We start from the raw sequence: 20,734 nt of genomic DNA on the forward strand, positions 1-20,734 counted from the left end.
AAAAACACGAAAGAACCGCTCCGTTGGCGGCCGGCCCTTGTACCCGGTTCACTCCGGCAAAGCAAATGACCGGAAGTTCTTTTCACAGCATAAACCAAATGACCGCTTCCCGTCCATTCACCCGATTACACACAAAAAAAGAGGACGATCCCATCGTCCCCTTGGAGTAAACGCCTTGTACGCGGCCCGCCTCCTCCTCTATTCCTCGATCAGCGGTTCCACAATAATAGTAATAACGGCTTCGATACGGTCCCCTCGGAAGTTGGCGGCCTCAATCGTGAAGGAATCCATTCCCGTAAAGTGCCAGGCAGGAGCGTAGGTCCATATTCCGTCCGCGCTTAACGTGGATATCCCGTATCGGGCGGATTGTTTCAACGAATAGGTCAGCGGCAGCCCCAGCCTGCTCAACGCCCGCACTCTGCCCCGAATCGGCGTATTCACCGGAGTCATAAGGGTCTCGCTCCGCGCCGTCAGTGTATCGGGTACGGGTTCTCCGTCACCGACTCCGTCCTCCTTCCTTTCGACCGTTATAACAATCAGCGCCACAGAAACGCCGCCTCTGCCGTCACGAATAAGGACCGTAAACCGGTCGCTTCCCGTGAAGCCCGGATCCGGCAAGTAAATAAATCTGCCTTCCGCCCCGACGCTGACTTTTCCCGACTCCGGCGGCAGCAGAAGCTCGAACCGCAGCGGATCGTTATCGGGATCGGCCGCCTGTATTTGCCCGTCAAGCGGAGTGTCCTCATACGTGGCGAACGCCTGATCCGATACCGCGGGAGGGCGGTTGGACGGCGGCAAACCTTTCGACGGATTGACGGTAATCCTGACCGCCGCCAGCGTTTTTTCACCGGTACGCAGGCTCGTGACCGCCACCGTAAACACATCCGTTCCCGTGAATCCCGCAAACGGCGTATACGTGAACGCACCGTCCGGATAGATCACGACCGTTCCGTAAGAAGGTAAACCCTCCAGTTCAAAGAAAAGCTGCCCTCCTTCCGGATCCGCGGCTGGAATCCGCCCGGTTACCGGCTCCCCTTCGCGGGTAGCGAGTTCGATATTGCCGGCTACCGGCTGCTCGGTGACGGGCAGTATCGTTACGTTCACTTCCAGAACGCTGAATGCCCCGTAAGAATCCGTCACTTCCACTTCAAAAACATCGTTCCCCGCGAACCCCGAATAAGGCGTATACCGGAAGCTTCCGTCCAGCTCAAGCTCGGCAGTGCCGTGCGCAGGCGGCCTTTTGACCGTAAAAACGATAAGGTCCAAATCCGGATCGGCAGCGGACAGCTTCCCGTGAACCGCTGTATCCTCCGGTGTCGAATAAGAAGCATTCTCGGCTACGGGCGGCAAATTTGTGAATACGGTATTCACGGTAATCAGCGCTATGCTGACAGCTCCACCCGCGTCCGTTACGCTGACCGTAAAGGAATCCGTCCCTATGAAGTTGCGGCTGGGCGTATAGGTGAACGTCCCGTCCGTACGGACCGATGCCGTCCCGTTAAGCGGCAGGGTATTCAGATTATAAAAGAGCGGTTGCCCTTCCGGATCGGTCGCCGTAATCGTTCCTGAAACCGGCGCATTCCTTGTCGTTGAGCTTCGGACATTCCCGACGAGCGGAGCTTGGTTCACCGGCAGGACGGCAACTTTAACCAGAACCGTCTGCAAGGTCCCTGACTCCGTGAGGACAAACGAATCGCCGCCCGTGAAGTTTTGATTAGGGACATACGTAAAGCTTCCATCGGCATTTACCGTTACCGCACCGTTTGAAGGCGGTGTACTCAACTGATAGACCGCTGAAACTTCCGGCACGAGCGGAACCATGCCGGTAAGAGGTGTATTTTGCAGCGTCATTAAAGTGGTTTCGATGGATGAACCCGTGAAAACCGGCGACACTTCGACGGTAATTGCTACCGTCGCTGAAGCGCCCGACTCGTCGGTGACTCTGACTTGGAAAAAATCGGTTCCCGTAAAGGTTGGATTCGGCACATACGTGTACGTATTTCCGGGTCCTGCCGTCGCCGTACCGTTTGCGGGAGGAGTGTCCAGGGAGTAGGTCAGGACATCACTGTCGATATCGGCCGCATCGATCGTACCGCTAACGCTCTGATTCACGAACGTGGATTGGGACACATGGCGGACCCGAGGCGGATCGTTGACAGGCAGCACCGTAACCGTCACGTCCGAGACGAAGCCGGCTCCACGGTTATCGCTCGCTCGGATTGTAAAACCGTCCGTCCCGTTAAAATCCTGAGCGGGAGTATAAACAAAACTCCCGTCCGCATTTAAAATCAACGTACCGTTGCCGGGCTCCGTATTGACCGTGTACACGATCGGATCGCCTTCCGGATCATATGCCGATATCCGGCCGGATACAGGCTTATCTTCCGGCGTCGAAAGGGCCAGCGGAGCTGCAAAAGGCGGATCGTTGACAGGCGTGACCGTTATGTTGACGACAGCCGATGCGACTGCGCCCTGACCGTCCGATGCGGTGACCACGAAAAAGTCCAGGCCGTTAAAATTGAGATTCGGCGTATACGTGTACGATCCGTCGGCATTGACGGCGGCAATCCCGTTGGCCGCCTGCGCGGCAAGGGCATAAGTGACGGGGTCGCCTTCCGGATCGGCTGCCGTAATTTGGCCGTTCAGAACGGTATCTTCGGCGGTCGCCTCGTTCACCGTACTTAGAATAGGGGCATCGTTAACCGGTACGACCGCTACGGTCACGACTGCGCTGTCCGTTCCTCCCGCTCCGTCACTTACGGTTACGGTAAAACCGTCGAGCCCGTGGAAATCCGCATTCGGCGTATAGCTAAATGCGCCATCCGCCGTCACCGAAGCGAAGCCGTTCGAGGCTTGAAGCGCCAGCGCGAAGGTCAGGAGGTCTCCGTCTGCATCCGACGCGGCAACTGTTCCGTTCAATGGCGTATCCTCGTACGTGGCCGCAAAGAGATCTTCCGCGACAGGGGGATCGTTTTGCGGAGTAACGACAATAAATATCCGCGCTTCGGCCGCCCCGCCCTGCCCGTCGGCGATGACGGCCGTGAAGCTGTCCGTCCCGTTGTAATCGGGATGCGGGGTATAGATATAGGTTCCATCCGTACCGATCACGACCGATCCGTTTACCGGCGGCGTGCCGAGTGCGAAACTCAGCGCGCCGCCGTCCGCATCGGAAGCCGCAATCCGACCGGAGACCGGGGTATCCTCGGCGGTATAATCCGTCTGATCGGCTGCAACCGGCGCATCGTTGACAGGCGTCACCGTTACCGTCACGTTCGAAATCGCCGAGCCGCCCCGGCCGTCGTCAACTACTACTGCAAAAGAGTCGGTCCCGTTGAAGTCCTTCCCCGGCGTATACGTGAACGTCCCGTCGGCCTCCACCGCCGCCGTACCGTGGGTCGGAAATGTGCCGAGCAGAAACGTGAGCGCATCGCCGTCCGCGTCCGTGGCGGTTACCGCACCGGCAAGGGGCGTATCCTCCGGCGTCGTCAGCGACAGATCCGCCGTCACCGGCGCGTCGTTGACCGGCGTCACCGTTACCGTCACGGTTGACGTCTCCGTCCCGCCGTTTCCGTCGTTCACCGTTACCGTAAAGCGGTCGGTGCCGGTAAAATCCGGGTTCGGCGTGTACGTGTACGTCCCGCCTGCCGACACCACGGCCGTTCCGTTCACCGGCGGAGTTCCCAGCGCGTACGTCAGCGCATCGCTGTCGCCGTCCACGTCCGTGGCCGTCACAGTGCCCGTCACCGGGGTGTCTTCCGGCGTCACGACGGCCACATCGGCGGCTGCCGGCGCATCGTTGACCGGCGTCACCGTCACCGTGACGTGAGCCACCGCCGTTCCGCCGCTGCCGTCGCTCACCGTCACGCTGAAGCTGTCCGTCCCCGTGAAATCGGCCGCCGGCGTATACGTGAACGTCCCGTCCGCATTCAGCAGAACGCTGCCGTGTCCGGCCCCCGCCGCCAGCGCGTACGTCAGCGTGTCGCCGTCCACGTCACTGGCTGTGACCCGCCCCGTCACCGGCGTGTCTTCCGCCGTCGTCAGCGCCACGTCGGCCGTTACCGACGGATCGTTCACCGGCGCCACATTCACCGTGACCGTCGCGGTCGCCGTCCCGCCGCTGCCGTCGCTGACCGTCACGGTGAAGCTGTCGGTGCCGGTAAAGTCCGGCAACGGGGTGTACGTGTACGTGCCGTCCGCCGCCACCACCGCCGTTCCGCTCACCGGAGGCGTGCCCAGCTCGAACGTCAGCGTGTCGCCGTCCACGTCCGTGGCCGTGACCCGCCCCGTCACCGGCGTATCCTCCGCCGTGTAATCGACTTGCTCGGCCGCAGCCGGCGCATCGTTGACCGGCGTGACCGTCACGGTGACGTGCGAGATGGCGAAGCCTCCGGCGCCGTCGCTCACGATAACCGTGAAGCTGTCAAGCCCGTTAAAATCCGGCGCCGGCGTATACGTGAACGTCCCGTCTGCCGCAACCGCCGCCGTCCCGTGGGACGGCAGTGTGCCCAGCGCGTACGTCAGCGCATCGCCGTCCGCGTCCGTGGCGGTAACCGCGCCGGCAAGCGACGTATCCTCCGGCGTCGTCAGCGCTAGGTCCGCCGTCACCGGCGCATCGTTGACCGGCGTCACCGTTACCGTCACGATTGACGCCGCCGTTCCGCCGTTTCCGTCGCTCACCGTCACCGTAAAGCTGTCGGTGCCGGTAAAGTCCGGATTCGGCGTGTACGTGTACGCCCCTGCCGCCGTCACGACCGCCGTGCCGCTCACCGGCGGCGTTCCCAGCGCAAACGTCAGCGCGTCCCCGTCCGCATCGGTCGCCGGAACCTGGCCGCTCACCGGGGTGTCTTCCGGCGTCACATCGGCCACATCGGACGCTGCCGGCGGATCGTTGACCGGCGTCACCGTCACCGTTACATTCGCGGCCGCCGTCCCCCCGTTTCCGTCGTCGACCTGGACCGTGAACGAATCCATCCCGTTGAAATCCGGATTTGGCGTATACGTGAACGTTCCGTCCGGATTCAGGATCACGCTGCCGTGCGTCGGCTGTGTTCGGAGCGCAAACGTCAGCGCGTCGCCATCCGCATCCGCCGCCGCAATTTGCCCGGTCGCCGCCGTATCCTCCGGCGTCGTCAACGTCAGGTCCGCCGTCATCGGCGCGTCGTTGACCGGCGCCACGTTCACTGTAACCGTTGCGGTATCCGTGCCTCCGTTGCCGTCGCTGACGATGACGGTAAAGCTGTCGGTGCCGGTAAAGTCCGGATTCGGCGTGTACGTGTACGCGCCTGCCGCCGTCACGACCGCCGTGCCGCTCACCGGCGGCGTTCCCAGCGTGAATGTCAGCGCGTCGCCGTCCACATCCGACGCTATGAGCTGGCACGTTACCGGTGTGTCCTCCGTCGTGAAGCATTGTTCGTCGAGCGCGACCGGCGGATCGTTGACCGGCGTAACGACGACATTCACGTTCGAAATGGCAAATCCGCCGTTTCCGTCGCTCACGACAACCGTGAAGCTGTCCGTCCCCGTGAAATCGGGTGCAGGTACGTACGTAAACGTCCCGTCCGGCGCAACCGCCGCCGCTCCTCTTCCCGGACCTGTGCCGAGCAGATACGTCAGTGCATCGCCGTCCGCGTCCGTGGCGGTTACCGCACCGGCAAGGGGCGTATCCTCCGGCGTCGTCAGCGACAGATCCGCCGTCACCGGCGCGTCGTTGACCGGCTTCACCGTTACCGTCACGATTGACGTTGCCGTTCCGCCGTTTCCGTCGCTCACCGTCACCGTAAAGCAGTCGGTGCCGGTAAAATCCGGGTTCGGCGTGTACGTGTACGTCCCGTCTGCCGACACCACGGCCGTTCCGTTCACCGGCGGAGTTCCCAGCGCGTACGTCAGCGCGTCGCCGTCCACGTCCGTGGCCGTCACAGTACCCGTCAGCGGGGTGTCTTCCGGCGTCACGACGGCCACATCGGCGGCTGCCGGCGCATCGTTGACCGGCGTCACCGTCACCGTGACGTGAGCCACCGCCGTCCCGCCGCTGCCGTCGCTCACCGTCACGCTGAAGCTGTCGGTGCCGTTGAAATCGGCCGCCGGCGTATACGTGAACGTCCCGTCCGCGTTCAGCAGAACGCTGCCGTGTCCGGCCCCCACCGCCAGCGCGTACGTCAGCGCGTCGCCGTCCGCGTCCGTGGCCGTGATCCGCCCCGCCGCCGGCGTGTCTTCCGCCGTCGTCAGCGCCACGTCGGCCGTTACCGGCGGATCGTTCACCGGCGCCACATTCACTGTGACCGTCGCGGTCGCCGTTCCACCGCTGCCGTCGCTGACCGTCACGGTGAAGCTGTCGGTGCCGGTAAAGTCCGGCGCCGGGGTGTACGTGTACGTGCCGTCCGCCGCCACCACCGCCGTTCCGCTCACCGGAGGCGTACCCAGCTCGAACGTCAGCGTGTCGCCGTCCACGTCCGTGGCCGTGACCTGCCCCGTCACCGGCGTATCCTCCGCCGTGTAATCGACTTGCCCGGCCGCAGCCGGCGCATTGTTGACCGGCGTGACCGTCACGGTGACGTGCGAGATGGCGAAGCCTCCGGCGCCGGCGCTCACGACGACCGTGAAGCTGTCGAGCCCGTTAAAATCCGGCGCCGGCGTATACGTGAACGTCCCGTCTGCCACAACCGCCGCCGTCCCGTGGGACGGCAGCGTGCCCAGCGCATACGTCAGCGCATCGCCGTCCGCGTCCGTGGCGGTTACCGCGCCGGCAAGCGGCGTATCCTCCGGCGTCGTCAGCGTCAGGTCCGCCGTCACCGGCGCGTCGTTGACCGGCGCCACGTTCACTGTAACCGTTGCGGTATCCGTGCCTCCGTTGCCGTCGCTGACCGCCACTGTAAAGCTGTCGGTGCCGGTAAAGTCCGGATTCGGCGTGTACGTGTACGCGCCTGCCGCCGTCACGACCGCCGTGCCGCTCACCGGCGGCGTTTCCAGCACAAACGTCAGCGCGTCACCGTCCGCATCGGTCGCCGGAACCTGACCGCTCACCGGGGTATCTTCCGGCGTCACATCGGCCACATCGGACGCTACCGGCGGATCGTTGACCGGCGTCACCGTCACCGTTACATTCGCGGCCGCCGTCCCCCCGTTTCCGTCGTCGACCTGGACCGTGAACGAATCCGTTCCGTTGAAATCCGGATTCGGCGTATACGTGAACGTTCCGTCCGGATTCACTACAGCGGTTCCGTATACGGGAGACGTGAGCAGCGCAAACGTCAGGATGTCGTTGTCGCCGTCGACCGCCGTTAAGGTTCCGGTCACGGATGTGTCTTCCGGAGTCGTAACGGACGCGTCGGACAGAACCGGCACATCGTTGACCGGCGCAACGGTCACCGTTACCACGGACGTATCCGTTCCCCCGTTTCCGTCATCGACAAGAATCGTAAAGCTGTCGGTGCCGTTAAAATCGGCATTCGGCGTATAAACAAACGTTCCGTCGGCCGCCACTATTGCCGTCCCGTTCAAGGGAGCCGCACTTAACGAATAGGCCAGCGTGTCGCCGTCCGCGTCCTGCGCGGTTATTTTACCGCTAAATGCAATGTCTTCGGGTGTAGTCACCTGCAGATCCGATGCGACGGGAGCGTCATTAACCGGTGTTACCGTCACCGTGACGAGCGAATAATCGATCTGGCCTCCCGGACTCGAAGTCACCTGGACCGTGAAGGAATCCGTCCCGTTAAAATTCGGATTCGGCGTATACGTGAACGTCCCGTCGGTGTTAACTGCCGCGCTGCCGTTGGCCGGAGCTCCTTCCAGGGCGAAAGTCAGCGAGTTGCCCGGGGGCGGATTTCCCGTGACCGAACCGGTGAGCGGCGTATCCTCGGGCGTTGTAACGGCAGTGTCATTGCCTAAATCGGGATTGAGCGTAGGGATAACCGTTACGGTAACCTGCGCTGTATCCGTGCCGCCGTTCCCGTCACTCACTTGGATGACGAACACGTCCGTGCCGCTGAATGCGGGATTCGGCGTATAAGTGAAGGCACCGTCCGCTCCTATGACGACCGAACCGTTTGCCGGAGGTGTTGATGTGGTGAACGAAAGTGTATCCCCATCCACATCGGCCGCTACGATCTGACCGGTAACGGCGGAATCTTGAGGAACCGAAACAGACCTGTCCTCGGCAGCCGGCGGATCGTTGACAGGAAGAACCGTCAGGTTCAAGACCGATATCCCGGAACCTCCGTGGCCGTCGTCAATCCGTACGGCAACCGTATCGGTCCCGTTGAAATTCAAACCCGGCTCATAAGAGAACGTTCCGTCCGGGTTTAACGCGAACACGCCGTTTTCCGGTGAAACGACCACGGTATACGTAAGCGGGTCGCCATCCGGGTCGACCGCGCCGATGTTCCCGAAAAGCACCGTGTCCTCGGGAGTGCTCAAATTCTGAGGCGGAGCAAAAGGGAGATCGTTCACCGGAGTCACCTCTATCGTCACCAAGGCGGTATCCGTTTCTCCGTTGCCGTCACTGACGAGGACCGTAAAACTGTCCGTTCCATTGAAATCGGCATCGGGTGTATACGTATAGGAACCGTCCGGATTAACGACGGCCGTGCCGCTGACCGGAGGAGCCGCAAGACTGTATGTCAACGGGTCTCCGTCCGGATCGACGGCGATAATCTGGCCGCTGGTCGGCGTATCCTCCGCCGTGCGGTCCGATACATCATTCGCTACGGGCGGATCGTTCACCGGAGTCACCGTTACGGTCACATTGGAAATTGCCGACCCTCCGCTGCCGTCGTTGACTACAATCGCGAAACTGTCCAATCCGTTGAAATCGGGTGCGGGCGTGTACGTAAACGTGCCGTCTTGCAAAACGGCTGCGGTTCCATTGGTCGGAAGGGTCCCGAGCAGAAAAGTAAGGACATCCCCGTCCGCGTCCGTTGCGGTCACCGCGCCGGTAAGCGGTGTATCCTCCGGCGTCGTCAGCGCCAAATCCGCCGTAACCGGGGCATCGTTCACGGGCGTAACCGTAACGGTAACAGAGGCTTCCGCCGTTCCTCCGCTGCCGTCGCCGACGATGACCGTAAACGTATCCGTTCCGTTAAAATCCGCTGCGGGGGTATACGTGAAGGCTCCGTCCGCAGTAACCGATGCCGTCCCGTTGGCAGGCGACGTACCCAGCGCGAACGTCAACGTGTCCCCGTCCGCATCGGTGGCCGACACCTGCCCGTTCACGGGTATATCTTCCGGAGTCGCCAGCACGATGTTCGCCGCAACGGGCGGATCATTCACCGGGGTGACCGTCACGGTCACCCCGGAGATGGCGGTCCCTCCGTTCCCGTCGCTCACCTGTACGGCAAACGTATCGGTCCCGTTAAAATCGGGGAACGGCGTATATAAGAATGTGCCGTCCGCATCCACAATCGCGGTTCCGTTCGACGGTGGAGCCGCCAGTGTATACGTCAGGGTGTCTCCGTCCACGTCCGTTGCCGTCACGGTTCCGCCGGCAGGGGTATCCTCCGGTGTCGTCAGACTCACGTCCGTCGTAACAGGCGCGTCATTCACGGGAGCAACCTGCACCGTTACCTGCGCTTCGGCGGTTCCTCCGCTGCCGTCGCTGACGGTAACCGTAAAGCTGTCCGTGCCGTTAAAGTTAAGCGCCGGCGTGTAGGTATAGGCTCCATCCGCTTCCACTATCGCCGTCCCGTGTAAAGGAGGCGTCCCCAAAGCGAACGTAAGCGCGTCACCGTCCGCATCGGTCGCCTCGACGCGCCCTTGGACAGAGATGTCCTCCAGTGTGAAAACAGCTTTATTTGGCGCCGCCGGAGGATCGTTAACCGGGGTGACCGTAACCGTCACATTCGAAATGGCCGAGCCCCCGTGCCCGTCATTCACGACGACGGCGAAGCTGTCCGTACCGTTAAAATCCGGAGCGGGAATATACGTGAACGTTCCGTCGGCCGCAACCGTCACGCTGCCGTTTACCGGACTCGTGCCCAGTACAAATTGGAGCGCATCCCCGTCCGGATCCGCAGCCGTCACCGCTCCCGCAAGCGGGGTGTCTTCCGGGGTCGTCAGATTCAGATCCGCCGTCACGGGCGCGTCGTTCACAGGCGTGACGGTAATCGTCACGGTAGCGGTATCCGTTCCGCCGTTCCCGTCGTCAACAATGACGGTAAAGCTGTCGGTGCCGGTAAAATTCGGATTCGGCGTATACGTAAACGTGCCGGCTGCGGTAATGACCGCCGTTCCGTTTGCGGGCTGGGTGCCGACGGCAAATGTCAGCGGATCGCCGTCCGGGTCTGTCGCCGTAACCTGCCCCGTTACAGGTATATCTTCCGGCGTCACATCCGCAAAGTCTGCGGCAGCGGGCGGGTCGTTTACAGGCGTAACCGTTACGGTTACGCTCGATAAAGCATGCCCGCCGTTTCCGTCGCTCACGCCGATTACAAACGAATCGGTCCCGTTAAAGTCCGGTCCGGGGGCATATACAAACGTCCCGTCCGGATTCAGCGTAACGGTGCCGTGTCCCGCGGCGGCTTCGACGGTGAAAGCAAGGACATCGCCGTCGGGATCCGTCGCGACAACCGCTCCGCTGACCGGCGTATCTTCCGGCGTCGTCAGCGTCACATCGGAGGCGGCGGGCGGATCGTTCACCGGTTCCACCACGACGGTTACCGTCGCCGTCGCCGTACCGCCGCGGCCGTCGCTCACGGTAACCGTGAAGCTGTCCGTTCCGTTAAAATCCGGTGCGGGTGTATACGTGTAAGTGCCGTCGGCCGATACGGCCGCAGTTCCATTGGCCGGCGGCGTGCCAAGCGTGAAGGACAGCGCGTCGCCGTCCGCGTCGGACGCGGTTACCAGCCCGGTTACCGGTGTATCCTCCAAGGTGACGTCCGCCGTGTCCGAGACAGTCGGCGGATCGTTCACGGGCGTGACCGTAACCGTCACGTTAGAAATGGCCGAGCCCCCGCGGCCGTCGCTTACGACAACCGTGAAACTGTCCGTCCCGTTGAAATCGGGGTTCGGCGTGTACGTATAGCTCCCGTCGGAGGCAAGGGAAACCGTTCCGTGCGTAGGTAACGTTCCGAGCGAGTAGCTCAGGGTATCCCCGTCCGAATCCGTTCCCGTAACGGCGCCGGTCAGCGGCGTGTCTTCCGGCGTCGTTACCGCCGCGTCTCTCGTTACCGGAGCATCGTTGACCGGGGACACGATAATCGTGACAACGGCCTCCGCGATCCCTCCTTTGCCATCGCTTACGGTCACCGTAAAGCTGTCCGTCCCGTTATAGTTAAGCGCCGGCGTGTAAGTGTAAGATCCGTCTGCCGCTACGGTCACTGTCCCGTTGACCGGGGGCGTTCCCAGAACATAAGTCAGCATATCTCCATCGGCATCCGAAGCCGTGATCTGGCCGCTTACCGCCGTATCTTCAAGCGTAGTCAGCGTCAGCGATTCCGGCACGGGCGGATCGTTGACCGGAGTCACCGTCAAGTTCACATTCGAAACGGCCGTCCCTCCTCGGCCGTCGCTTACCTCGACGGCGAACGAGTCGTTTCCGTTGAAATTGAGCGCCGGAACATAAGTAAACGTTCCGTCCGGATTCAAGGAAACGGTGCCGTTCGATGCCGGGGCCCTCAACGCGTAAGTCAATGAATCTCCGTCCGCATCCGTTGCGGCCACCAGACCGCTTACCGGCATATCCTCCGCGGTAGTCAGCGCGACATCCGAAGTGACGGGCGAGTCGTTGACCGGAGTGACCGTAACCGTCACCGCCGCGGAATCGGTTCCGCCTTTTCCGTCGCTGACGGTAACAGTGAAAGAATCGGTCCCGTTATAATCGGGCGCAGGCGTGTACGTATAGCTCCTGTCGGGCGCTACGACCGCCGTGCCGTTGGCGGGCGGGGCGCCCAGGGCGAAGGTGAGCGCGTCCCCGTCCACATCCGACGCGAGAACCCGACCCGATACCGGCGTATCCTCCGGAGTAACGACGTTCTTGTCCTGCGCCACGGGCAGATCGTTGACCGGTGTTACCGTGACGACAATATGAGAAATGGCCGTACCGCCTTTGCCGTCGTTGACGACCACATTGAAGCTGTCCGTCCCGTTAAAATTAAGGTTCGGCGTATAGGTCAGACTTCCGCCTGCGCCCAGCACGGCCGTGCCGTGAGTCGGCAGCGTTCCCAGCGCATACGTCAGCGCGTCCTCGTCCACATCCGCTGCCGTCACAGTGCCCGTAACCGGCGTATCCTCCGCCGTCGTCAAAGCGAGATCCGATGTAACGGGCGGATCGTTTACGGGCGTAACGGTAACCGTCACGGCAGCGCTCGCCGTGCCGCCGCTGCCGTCGCTGACGGTCACCGTGAAGCTGTCGGTGCCGTTAAAGTTCGCAAGCGGCGTGTACGTATAGCTCCCGTCCGCCGCCAGCACGACCGTACCGTTGAGCGGTGCGGTGCCCAGTGCGTAAGTGAGCGCGTCGCCGTCCACATCGCTTGCGTTAATTTTTCCGCTGACCGGAGTGTCTTCCGGCGTGACGACACTTCCTCCCGAGGCGACCGGCGGGTCGTTAACGGGCGTCACCCTAATCGTGACGTTGGAAACGGCCGTACCGCCTTTCCCGTCGCTTACTCGGACGGCAAAAGAGTCCGTCCCGTTAAAATGAAGACCGGGCGCATACACGAACGTTCCGTCCGCGTTCAGCGTGACGCTTCCGTTCGTAACGGGAGCCGCCAGCGTATACGTCAGACTGTCTCCGTCCACGTCCGTCGCTGGAACGGCACCGGTGACAGGCGTATCCTCCGCCGTCGTCAAATTTACATTGGTGGTGACCGGAGGATCATTCACCGGCGTAACCGTAATGGTTACGGAAGCCGTGGCCGTGCCTCCGTTTCCGTCGCTGACCGAATAGGTGAAACCGTCGGTCCCGTTGTAATTCGGGCTGGGCGTATACGTGAACACCCCCGTCGGACCGAATACAACCGTCCCGTGCTCGGGGGGAACGGCCAGACTGAACGTCAGCGTATCGCCGTCCACATCGGTCGCCGTTACTTTTCCGCTCAACGACGTATCCTCCAGCGTAGTAAACGATAGATTCTCGGCAGCCGGCGGGTCGTTTACCGGTGTTACCCGGATGGTGACTAGCGAGTTTGCCGTCCCTCCGCTGCCGTCGCTGACCGTAACGGAGAAAGAATCCGTCCCGTTGAAATTCAGATTCGGCACGTACGTAAACGAACCGTTGGCGTTAAGCGTAACCGTTCCGTGTGCGGGCGGGCTTGCGACTGTATAAGACAGAACCGCTGATTCGGGATCCGAGGCCGGAATTTGTCCCGCAAAGGACGTATCCTCGGCGATTGTGCCCGTTACGTTGGAAGCGGCCGGCGGGTAATTCCCGGCCGCTACGGTCACAACGGAAGAGGCGGCCGTACCGTTGAAAACCGTCCCTCCCGCTACACTCTGGAACTGGTAAGTGACCGTCGCCTGATCGGCGAACTGCGCCGGGGAGGTAGGACGAGACGTGACCCGGCTTTGAAATTGGACAACGATCGACTGGCTGTTCGCCAAATTTCCCAGGGGAATTCCCGTGTAGGGATTTGCCGAGGTTTGGGCCGTGCCGTTGACAGTCACGCTTCCCGCAATAAAAGTCGTGCCCGCCGGCTGCTGGTCCGTGAGCGTAAGCGTATTGGCCGTGGCGTTGCCGGAGTTCGTGATCGTAACTTTGTACGTGATTACATCATTAATGTAAGCGGTCGTCTTGCTGGATTCCTTCGTTACGCTAATGACCGGAGCATTGATGTTCACCTGAAGGGCAAGCGCATTGATCAGATACACGTCGCCGGACGTCGTTCCCCGGATGTTGGCGGACGTCTGCGAATTAATCAGTTTGGACGATACGTCCACATTCGTGATATCCCATCCCTGACGGCCGCCGGATATGACGGAACCCGTAGGATGATTCCGGTCCCCGAACGTCCCGGTCGTGTCTAGCAGGCCGCTGTCGTTATTGATCTGCGAGCAAAAAAAGTTGCTCACGGGATTGTTCGGCCCGTAGACCGGCGCCAGATCGGCGGCCGTCGGGCCGAACTGCATCTGGTCGCCCGTAAGCGGAGAATCCCCTTCCTGGGCGCTGACGAGCAGCCTCCCGCTGAGCGGACCGCTTGTCGGGGTGGAAAATCCGCTTACGACGGCCGAGTTCGTGCTTGAAGGGGTGTCCACCATTTCATTGCCGACGAAAATGGTCATGTTCCGCGAGGGAAGCGTCGCGTTCTGATAAATGACGGCAAGCGTCCAGCCCGCATGATTGGTGCTGTTCTCACTGTCTCCCTGCGTACCCGGAACTTTACCGACCGTATAGGTCCCGCCTCCGCCCGCCTGGACAAGACTCGTTACGTTGGCGGATCTTACATAAAAGAAGCGAGATGTATTCACGCTCGCCGTAGCCGTATCGGGCGTAACCGTAAAAACACCGGCGCCGTTCGTGAGCGATACCGTATTATTGAGCGCGCTGCTCACGTTCTCCCCGCCCAGGTTGTAACTCCCTCCCCAAATCAGCTCCGCATACAATATGGTGCTCTGGGAAGGCAGGACGAGGATGGCCGAAGAAGAATTCAGCCGGTAATCGGACGTGGTCCCGAGCGGGTAGGTTCCGTCCTGCAGACTTGTATTGACCGTAGTGAACGTGCCGATGGAGTGGGCCGTTCCCGGCGCGTTCGCGTTATTCTGTTTGCTGAGGCCGAGCGTATTGCCCGTAAACGTGATGGCTCCGTTGGTCGTAATCGAGTATCTGTTTATAAAAGGCATCCCGTATCCCTCCTTTCCGCTATAGGTAACTTATGCTGCGCTCTCCGCCGATTTGCTTCGACAAAGCTCGACCACTGGAAAAAAATTAAAAAAGCGCCGTGCGGAACACTCCGCACGGCGCTTTTTGCAGCTTTACATGTAGCCGATCTGTTTCAGGATTTTATTCGTCTTCCTGTTATTATTCCTTCTAAATCCAGCCGCTCTCTTTCATCTTCTCCTTCTCAAAGTGAGGAGGCGACTTTGCTTTTGGCGGCCGTATTGGGAACTGGCGCAAGCTTCGGAAGGATGGAGCCCAGAAGCAGCATGCCCGTCAGGCCTGTCGCGAAGAGCACCAGGGCCATTCCCCACGCGGGCAGGAACCCGCCGATCACGACATTGATGGCGCAGATGAAATGGGCGCCGCTGTACAGCATTCCGTTGACCGCCATATACGAACTGCGCGCATGGTCCGGAACGATGTTCACGAGGAACGCCTGCTTAATCGGAACATAGATCAGTTCGCCGATGGTGGCGATCAGCATCAGGACAAGGAGAGCCCAAGGATGATTGCCCATGGCCAGGTAGCTGTAGCCCGCAATGTTCAGGAAGAGGCCGACGAACATCGTGCGGGTGCCTCCGTATTTTTTGAGCAGATAACCGGTAAAAAGCGATAGGACAACGATGGCGAACGTATTCTCGGTCCTCAGAATGCCCAGAAGCTCCAGACCGCTCAGGTCCCCCATACCCGGCAGCAGAACGGCTCCGTGAATGTCTCTCTCCAGGCGGATTCCGATGTATTCCGTCAAATTAAATTCCACCGAAACCATGAGGAGGCTGGCCAGAACGTAAACCATAAAGGTCCGGTCCCGGAATACCTCTCCATAGCTTTTCAGAATATGAAAAGGTCCGCCGGTTTTCGGGACGCCTTGCTGCTCTACGGGCCGAACCGCCGGCTGGAGCGTTTCAGACAACCAGATCAGGGTAACGAGGTAGGAGATAAACGTAACCGCCGATACCCCGAGCAGCAGTTCGAACAAGTACGAGCTGAACAGAAACGCCCCGATAATGCCCGCTATCGAGATCGACAAGTTATTTAGCCAGTAGGTAATGCGGTACATAAATTTACGGGCCGCGGGCTCGGTCACGTCGATCAGCATAGCATCCGCGGCGGGCTTGCTCAGTCCCCAGGCGGCTCCGATGACCAGGCTCATCGCCAGGGTCAGGTACGGCGACTGGTACCAGGGCGAATTCGCGGCCGCCATCACCGCATAAGCCGCGGTACACACAAGCTCGCTGATCAGCATCAGCTTCTTGCGTCCGATGCGGTCCGCGTAATATCCGCCGATAAACGTCGCGGCGACACCCGCGATAATGTTGCCCATGACCGCTAATCCGGCTGTCGTCGTTCCGAGCGTTTTGGCGAAGTAAACCGCCATGAACGGCAGAACCATACCGCTTAGGATGCCCGTCACAAAGTGCATCGTTATCCGGATTTTTACATTGGGGTGAAAATCTCTGAATCTCATGTCCGTTTCCTCATCTTCCGTCGGTACTGGGTGCTTGTTTTCGTTCCCCCAGTTTACCAAATCGTTCCGGACTAAAAAAGGTAAATGAACGGAAACGGATTTCCCCTTTTATGAACCGGTTTTCTTCTTCTCCTCGTATTACTAAAAAAACACGAAATTTCACTTGGAGGTCTGGCCATGCACCCGACGGAAACAAAGGACGAACTTCTCCTAAAGCTCAAAGAAATCGACAAATGGGAACAAGAGCAGAAAGATATTTTTTTCTGGGAAAAGCTCGGCCGTCTCCCCTTCGCCCTGTTGGACAAGGTTACCCCGCGCTTTCTGCAGGACCGCATCGGACAGCTTATCGACGAAATGGGGAGCTACATTCAAACCGGCGGAAAATATCTCGTTTCGGAGAAAGGTATGCTCGAACATCTTTCCAAACATACGGCGGAGGAAAAAGAGGCCCGGCAAGACGTCCCGTCCATCCGGGAAGCCGCGCTTCTTCCGCTGACTGTCATGGATCGGGCCGCGGATTCCCTGGCCGAATCCAGATCCGCGCTCGCGACGGTGCAGGGAGCAACCACGGGCTTCGGCGGCATTTTTACGCTGGCGATCGATATCCCGGCCCTGCTGGGCCTTTCCCTGAAAGTGCTCCAGGAAATCGCCGTCTGCTACGGTTATGATCCCAATGACAAGAAGGAACGGATCTTTATTATCAACTGTCTGCAGTTTTCGTCCTCCGACATCGTGGGAAAGAAAGCCATCCTTGAAAAATTGTCCGTTTACGATGCGGAAGGCCGGCAGTCCGTCTCCCAGCTTCAAGGCTGGCGGGAAGTCGTCACCACCTACCGGGATAATTTCGGCTGGAAGAAGTTGTTTCAGATGATTCCCATCGCCGGAATGCTGTTCGGAGCGTATTTTAACCGGGGTACGATACGGGACGTTGCCGAAGCCGGCAAAATGCTGTACCGGAAACGCCGCATTCTCGAAAGGTTGAACGGAACCTCTTAAAGGAGTATCTTCATAGATATCTCGTATGAAAGGGGCGTAACCACATGAGCTCAACCACAGTACGGGGGCGCTTCGCCCCTACTCCGTCCGGCGAACTGCATATCGGCAACGCCCGTACCGCCCTGCTCGCCTGGCTGCAAACCCGGGCGGCGGGCGGTACGTTCGTCCTGCGGATGGAGGACATCGACAAGCCCCGCTGCCGGCCCGGGCTGGCCGAGCAAATCACCGAAGACCTGCGGTGGCTCGGCCTCCACTGGGACGAGGGCCCGGGCGCGGGCGGTCCCTTCGGGCCTTACGAGCAGAGCGTCAGAGGGCCCTTCTACGAGGAGGCGCTCCGGACGCTGCGGGAGCACGGGCATCTGTATTCCTGCTACTGCAGCAGGGCCGAGCTTCACGCCATCTCCAGCGCTCCTCACGGCCTCTCCTCCGAAGGACCGTCCTATCCCGGCACGTGCCGCTTCCTGACGGAGGCCGAGCGTGAAGCCCGCGCGGCGGACAAAGCGCCCGCGCTCCGCTTCGCGATGCCTGCGGAAGACATCGCTTTCCGCGATTTGGCCGCGGGAGCGCAGGTTTTCCCCGGCGGGGCCGGAGGGGACTTCGTCGTGCAGCGGGCGGACGGCATCGTCGCCTACCAGCTTGCCGCCGCCGTCGATGATGCCGCCATGGGCATCACCGACGTCCTGCGCGGCTGGGATCTGCTCGACTCCACACCGCGCCAGCTGATGCTGCTGCGCGCCCTGGGGTACGAGCCGCCGCGCTACACGCACGTCCCGCTGCTCTACGGGCCCGACGGCCAGCGCTTGTCCAAGCGGCACGGCTCCTTGTCCGTGGCCGCCATCCGCCGAGCGGGAGTCCCCTCCCAGACACTGCTCGGTGTCCTCGCCTACCTGTCGGGCCTGATCGACCGGCCGGAGCCGGTGCAGGCTGCCGAACTGACGAGAGATTTCCGGCTCGCGGCATTTCCACGGCATCCCGTGCAGCTGAACCGTCAGCTCCTACGGCTGCTTTCCGCGGGATAGGGCGCTGTTTGACCCGGACGACACTAAAGAAGCCGCGAGCGACGCCTGAGGCCGGCAGGATAAAATTCCTCTCGTCTGCACAAAGTATTCCTAGCTTTTGGCGACCGGATCACCGGAGATCCTGAGGAATTCTGAACGAGGAGAGTGAATCCCCCTTATGGAGGCAAAAAAAAAATGGGATCTCATTTCTGTGGCATCCATCCCGCTGATTATGACTCTTGGAAACTCCATGCTTATACCGATTCTGCCTTTGATCCGTGAAAAGCTCCATGTGACCTCGTTTCAGGTCAGCCTGCTGATTACGGTCTATTCGATTGCGGCGATCATCCTTATTCCGGTCGCCGGGTTCCTGTCGGACCGGTACGGCCGTAAAATCGTTATCATTCCCAGTCTGATTATCGCCGGAATCGGCGGAGCCGTCTGCGGATTTGCAGCGTGGTTTATGCCTAATCCTTATACGATCATCCTGCTCGGCCGTCTGCTGCAGGGTATCGGAGCCGCCGGCGCGGCTCCTGTCGCCATGCCTCTCGTCGGAGACATGTTTACGGAGGAAAGCGACGTCAGCAGCGGCCTGGGCGTTATAGAAACGGCCAACACGGGAGGCAAAGTGCTGAGTCCCATTCTCGGATCCGCGCTTGCCGCCCTGGTCTGGTTCCTGCCTTTTATGGCCATACCCGTTTTCTGTCTGATTTCCGTCCTAATGGTCCTCTTTCTCGTCAAAAAACCGGAGAAGAGCGGCGGCAGGGAAGCCGGCTCGGACCAGAAGCCCGCGAAGGCGGAAAGCAAAGCGGCAGACAAAAACAGAAAGCCGCAAACGGATTCCGCTAAAGAATCCGGTAACACCGACAGTGCGCCGATCTCGCTCCCGGTTTTTCTGAAAGATCTGAAATGGATCTTTTCCAGGAAAGGAAGGTGGCTGTACGCGATTTTCGCCATCGGCTGCATCTGCATGTTTTTGCTTTTCGGGGCTCTTTTTTATTTGTCGGAGCTGCTCGAAGAGAAATACAATCTGCACGGCATTCTGAAAGGCTGCGTTCTGGCGATCCCGCTGACCCTGCTCTGCCTGACGTCTTTTATTACAGGCAAGATCATCGGTCAGCATAAGAAGCGGATGAAATGGCTGACCTTTGCCGGCAGCCTGCTTGCTTTGGGCGCGACTCTGGGCTGCCTTTTCTTCAGCTCGCTGTACGGCCTCCTAACGATGCTTTCCCTGCTCGGAATCGGAATCGGGCTCGCTCTTCCCTGTCTGGACGCCTTCATTACCGCGGGAATCGACAAAGCCCAGAGGGGCACGATCTCTTCTTTCTACAGTTCCATGCGGTTCATCGGCGTTGCGGTCGGTCCTCCCGTCGTGTCCGTTCTGCTGTCCAGATATCCGACTATTCTGTTCTATGTACTCGGTGCGGCCTGCCTTCTGGCAACTATTCTCGCTTTATTCGCCATCCATCCGTCCACGGATGAAGAGCCCCGGTCCAAACCGGAGCCTTCCCCCGCCTAGACTGAGGAGGCTTGTCCTCAAGGACAAGCCTCCTCTTTTTTACGGAACCTTCATTCATTCTCAGAACGATCCTTCCTTGAGCTTTGCCGCTTACTGTCACTCTTTGATCCAGGCGACTTTTAAATTCATCTCTTCTATACAATGCGATTCGTCCAGCTCCAGGTTGGAAATGGCGGGCGTGACGGGATAGGCTTCCATCGCTTCGGCCGGAAAAGGCTTGAGCAGCGGGATCAGCCGGTCGGTATCCATCGCCCCCTGCGACATCCACTCTCCGATCGAATGCTGATTCAAAATAACCGGCATCTGGTTATGGAAAGAAGTGATCAGCGAGTTCGATTCGGTCATCAGCAGCGTACAGGTCCGAAGCTCTTTCCCTCTCGGGTCGCTCCATACATCGTACAAACCGGCGATGCCGAAAACTTCACGACTCCGCGGCACCACGCGAACGGGAAAGCTTTTCTTCCCTTCCGTCTTCCAGTAATAAAAACCCGAGCACGGAACGATACAGCGCTGGCGCATAAAAATTTTACGGTAAGCGGGGTCCTGGTGAACCGACATCCCGTCCGCATTAACCGCATCTCTCGCCCAAAATGGTACGAACCCCCACCGGTATTCATCCAACACAAACTCCCCGTTTACAGAAACGATTACAGGCACATGCTGTCTAGGCGAGATGTTATACCGGGCTTTGTACGGAACCGCTATCTTGTCCACTTGGAACCGGTTCTGAATCTCGGCTAACTCGGCCGTCAGCGAATATTGTTTGCACATAGAACTCACCATCCTTATGTGCATTATTGTGCCGCGTCTCAGGAAATATATTCTAATTAAACTTCCTTTTTTAGACATTTACCGACATTTTCAGACAAAAAAATTGGTCAATCCTCATTTTTGGGGTACAATAGTCCAGAAGAATATAGGGTATGTCGTTCCCTTGTTAATAAATAGTC

Annotated in this window: 6 protein-coding genes; 3 read left to right on the forward strand and 3 right to left on the reverse strand. The window is 59.9% G+C overall.

Features of this window, described 5'->3' with window-relative positions; genetic code table 11:
* Positions 1–198: 198 nt before the first annotated feature.
* On the reverse strand, positions 199–14,766 hold the full coding sequence (locus ACI48J_RS15650; protein WP_405079147.1) for an Ig-like domain-containing protein: 14,568 nt from the start codon (positions 14,764–14,766) through the stop codon (positions 199–201).
* Positions 14,767–14,987: 221 nt separating this feature from the next.
* Positions 14,988–16,271 carry an MFS transporter gene (locus ACI48J_RS15655; protein WP_405079149.1) on the reverse strand — a complete coding sequence of 428 codons (1,284 nt, stop codon included), beginning with the start codon at positions 16,269–16,271 and terminating at the stop codon, positions 14,988–14,990.
* 177 nt (positions 16,272–16,448) lie between these two features.
* Between ACI48J_RS15655 and ACI48J_RS15660 the strand changes: the two genes are divergently transcribed.
* The 3 genes from ACI48J_RS15660 to ACI48J_RS15670 all read left to right on the forward strand — a co-directional run bounded on the left by ACI48J_RS15660 (position 16,449) and on the right by ACI48J_RS15670 (position 19,784).
* Positions 16,449–17,267, forward strand: a complete 819-nt coding sequence (locus ACI48J_RS15660; RefSeq protein WP_405079150.1) for an EcsC family protein — start codon at positions 16,449–16,451, stop codon at positions 17,265–17,267.
* A 44-nt stretch (positions 17,268–17,311) separates the two neighbouring features.
* Entirely contained in the window at positions 17,312–18,286 is a 975-nt protein-coding gene (gene gluQRS, locus ACI48J_RS15665; RefSeq protein ID WP_405079151.1) for a tRNA glutamyl-Q(34) synthetase GluQRS, read from the forward strand.
* Positions 18,287–18,443: 157 nt separating this feature from the next.
* Positions 18,444–19,784 carry an MFS transporter gene (locus ACI48J_RS15670; protein ID WP_405079152.1) on the forward strand — a complete coding sequence of 447 codons (1,341 nt, stop codon included), beginning with the start codon at positions 18,444–18,446 and terminating at the stop codon, positions 19,782–19,784.
* 96 nt (positions 19,785–19,880) lie between these two features.
* Here ACI48J_RS15670 and ACI48J_RS15675 read toward each other — a convergent pair whose 3' ends face one another.
* Positions 19,881–20,555, reverse strand: coding sequence for an SOS response-associated peptidase (locus tag ACI48J_RS15675; protein ID WP_405079153.1), 675 nt, complete (start codon positions 20,553–20,555; stop codon positions 19,881–19,883).
* Between the last annotated feature and the right edge of the window lie 179 nt (positions 20,556–20,734).

Origin of the sequence: Paenibacillus chitinolyticus, assembly GCF_045038035.1 — a bacterium.
GTDB lineage: Bacteria > Bacillota > Bacilli > Paenibacillales > NBRC-103111 > Paenibacillus_F > Paenibacillus_F chitinolyticus_A.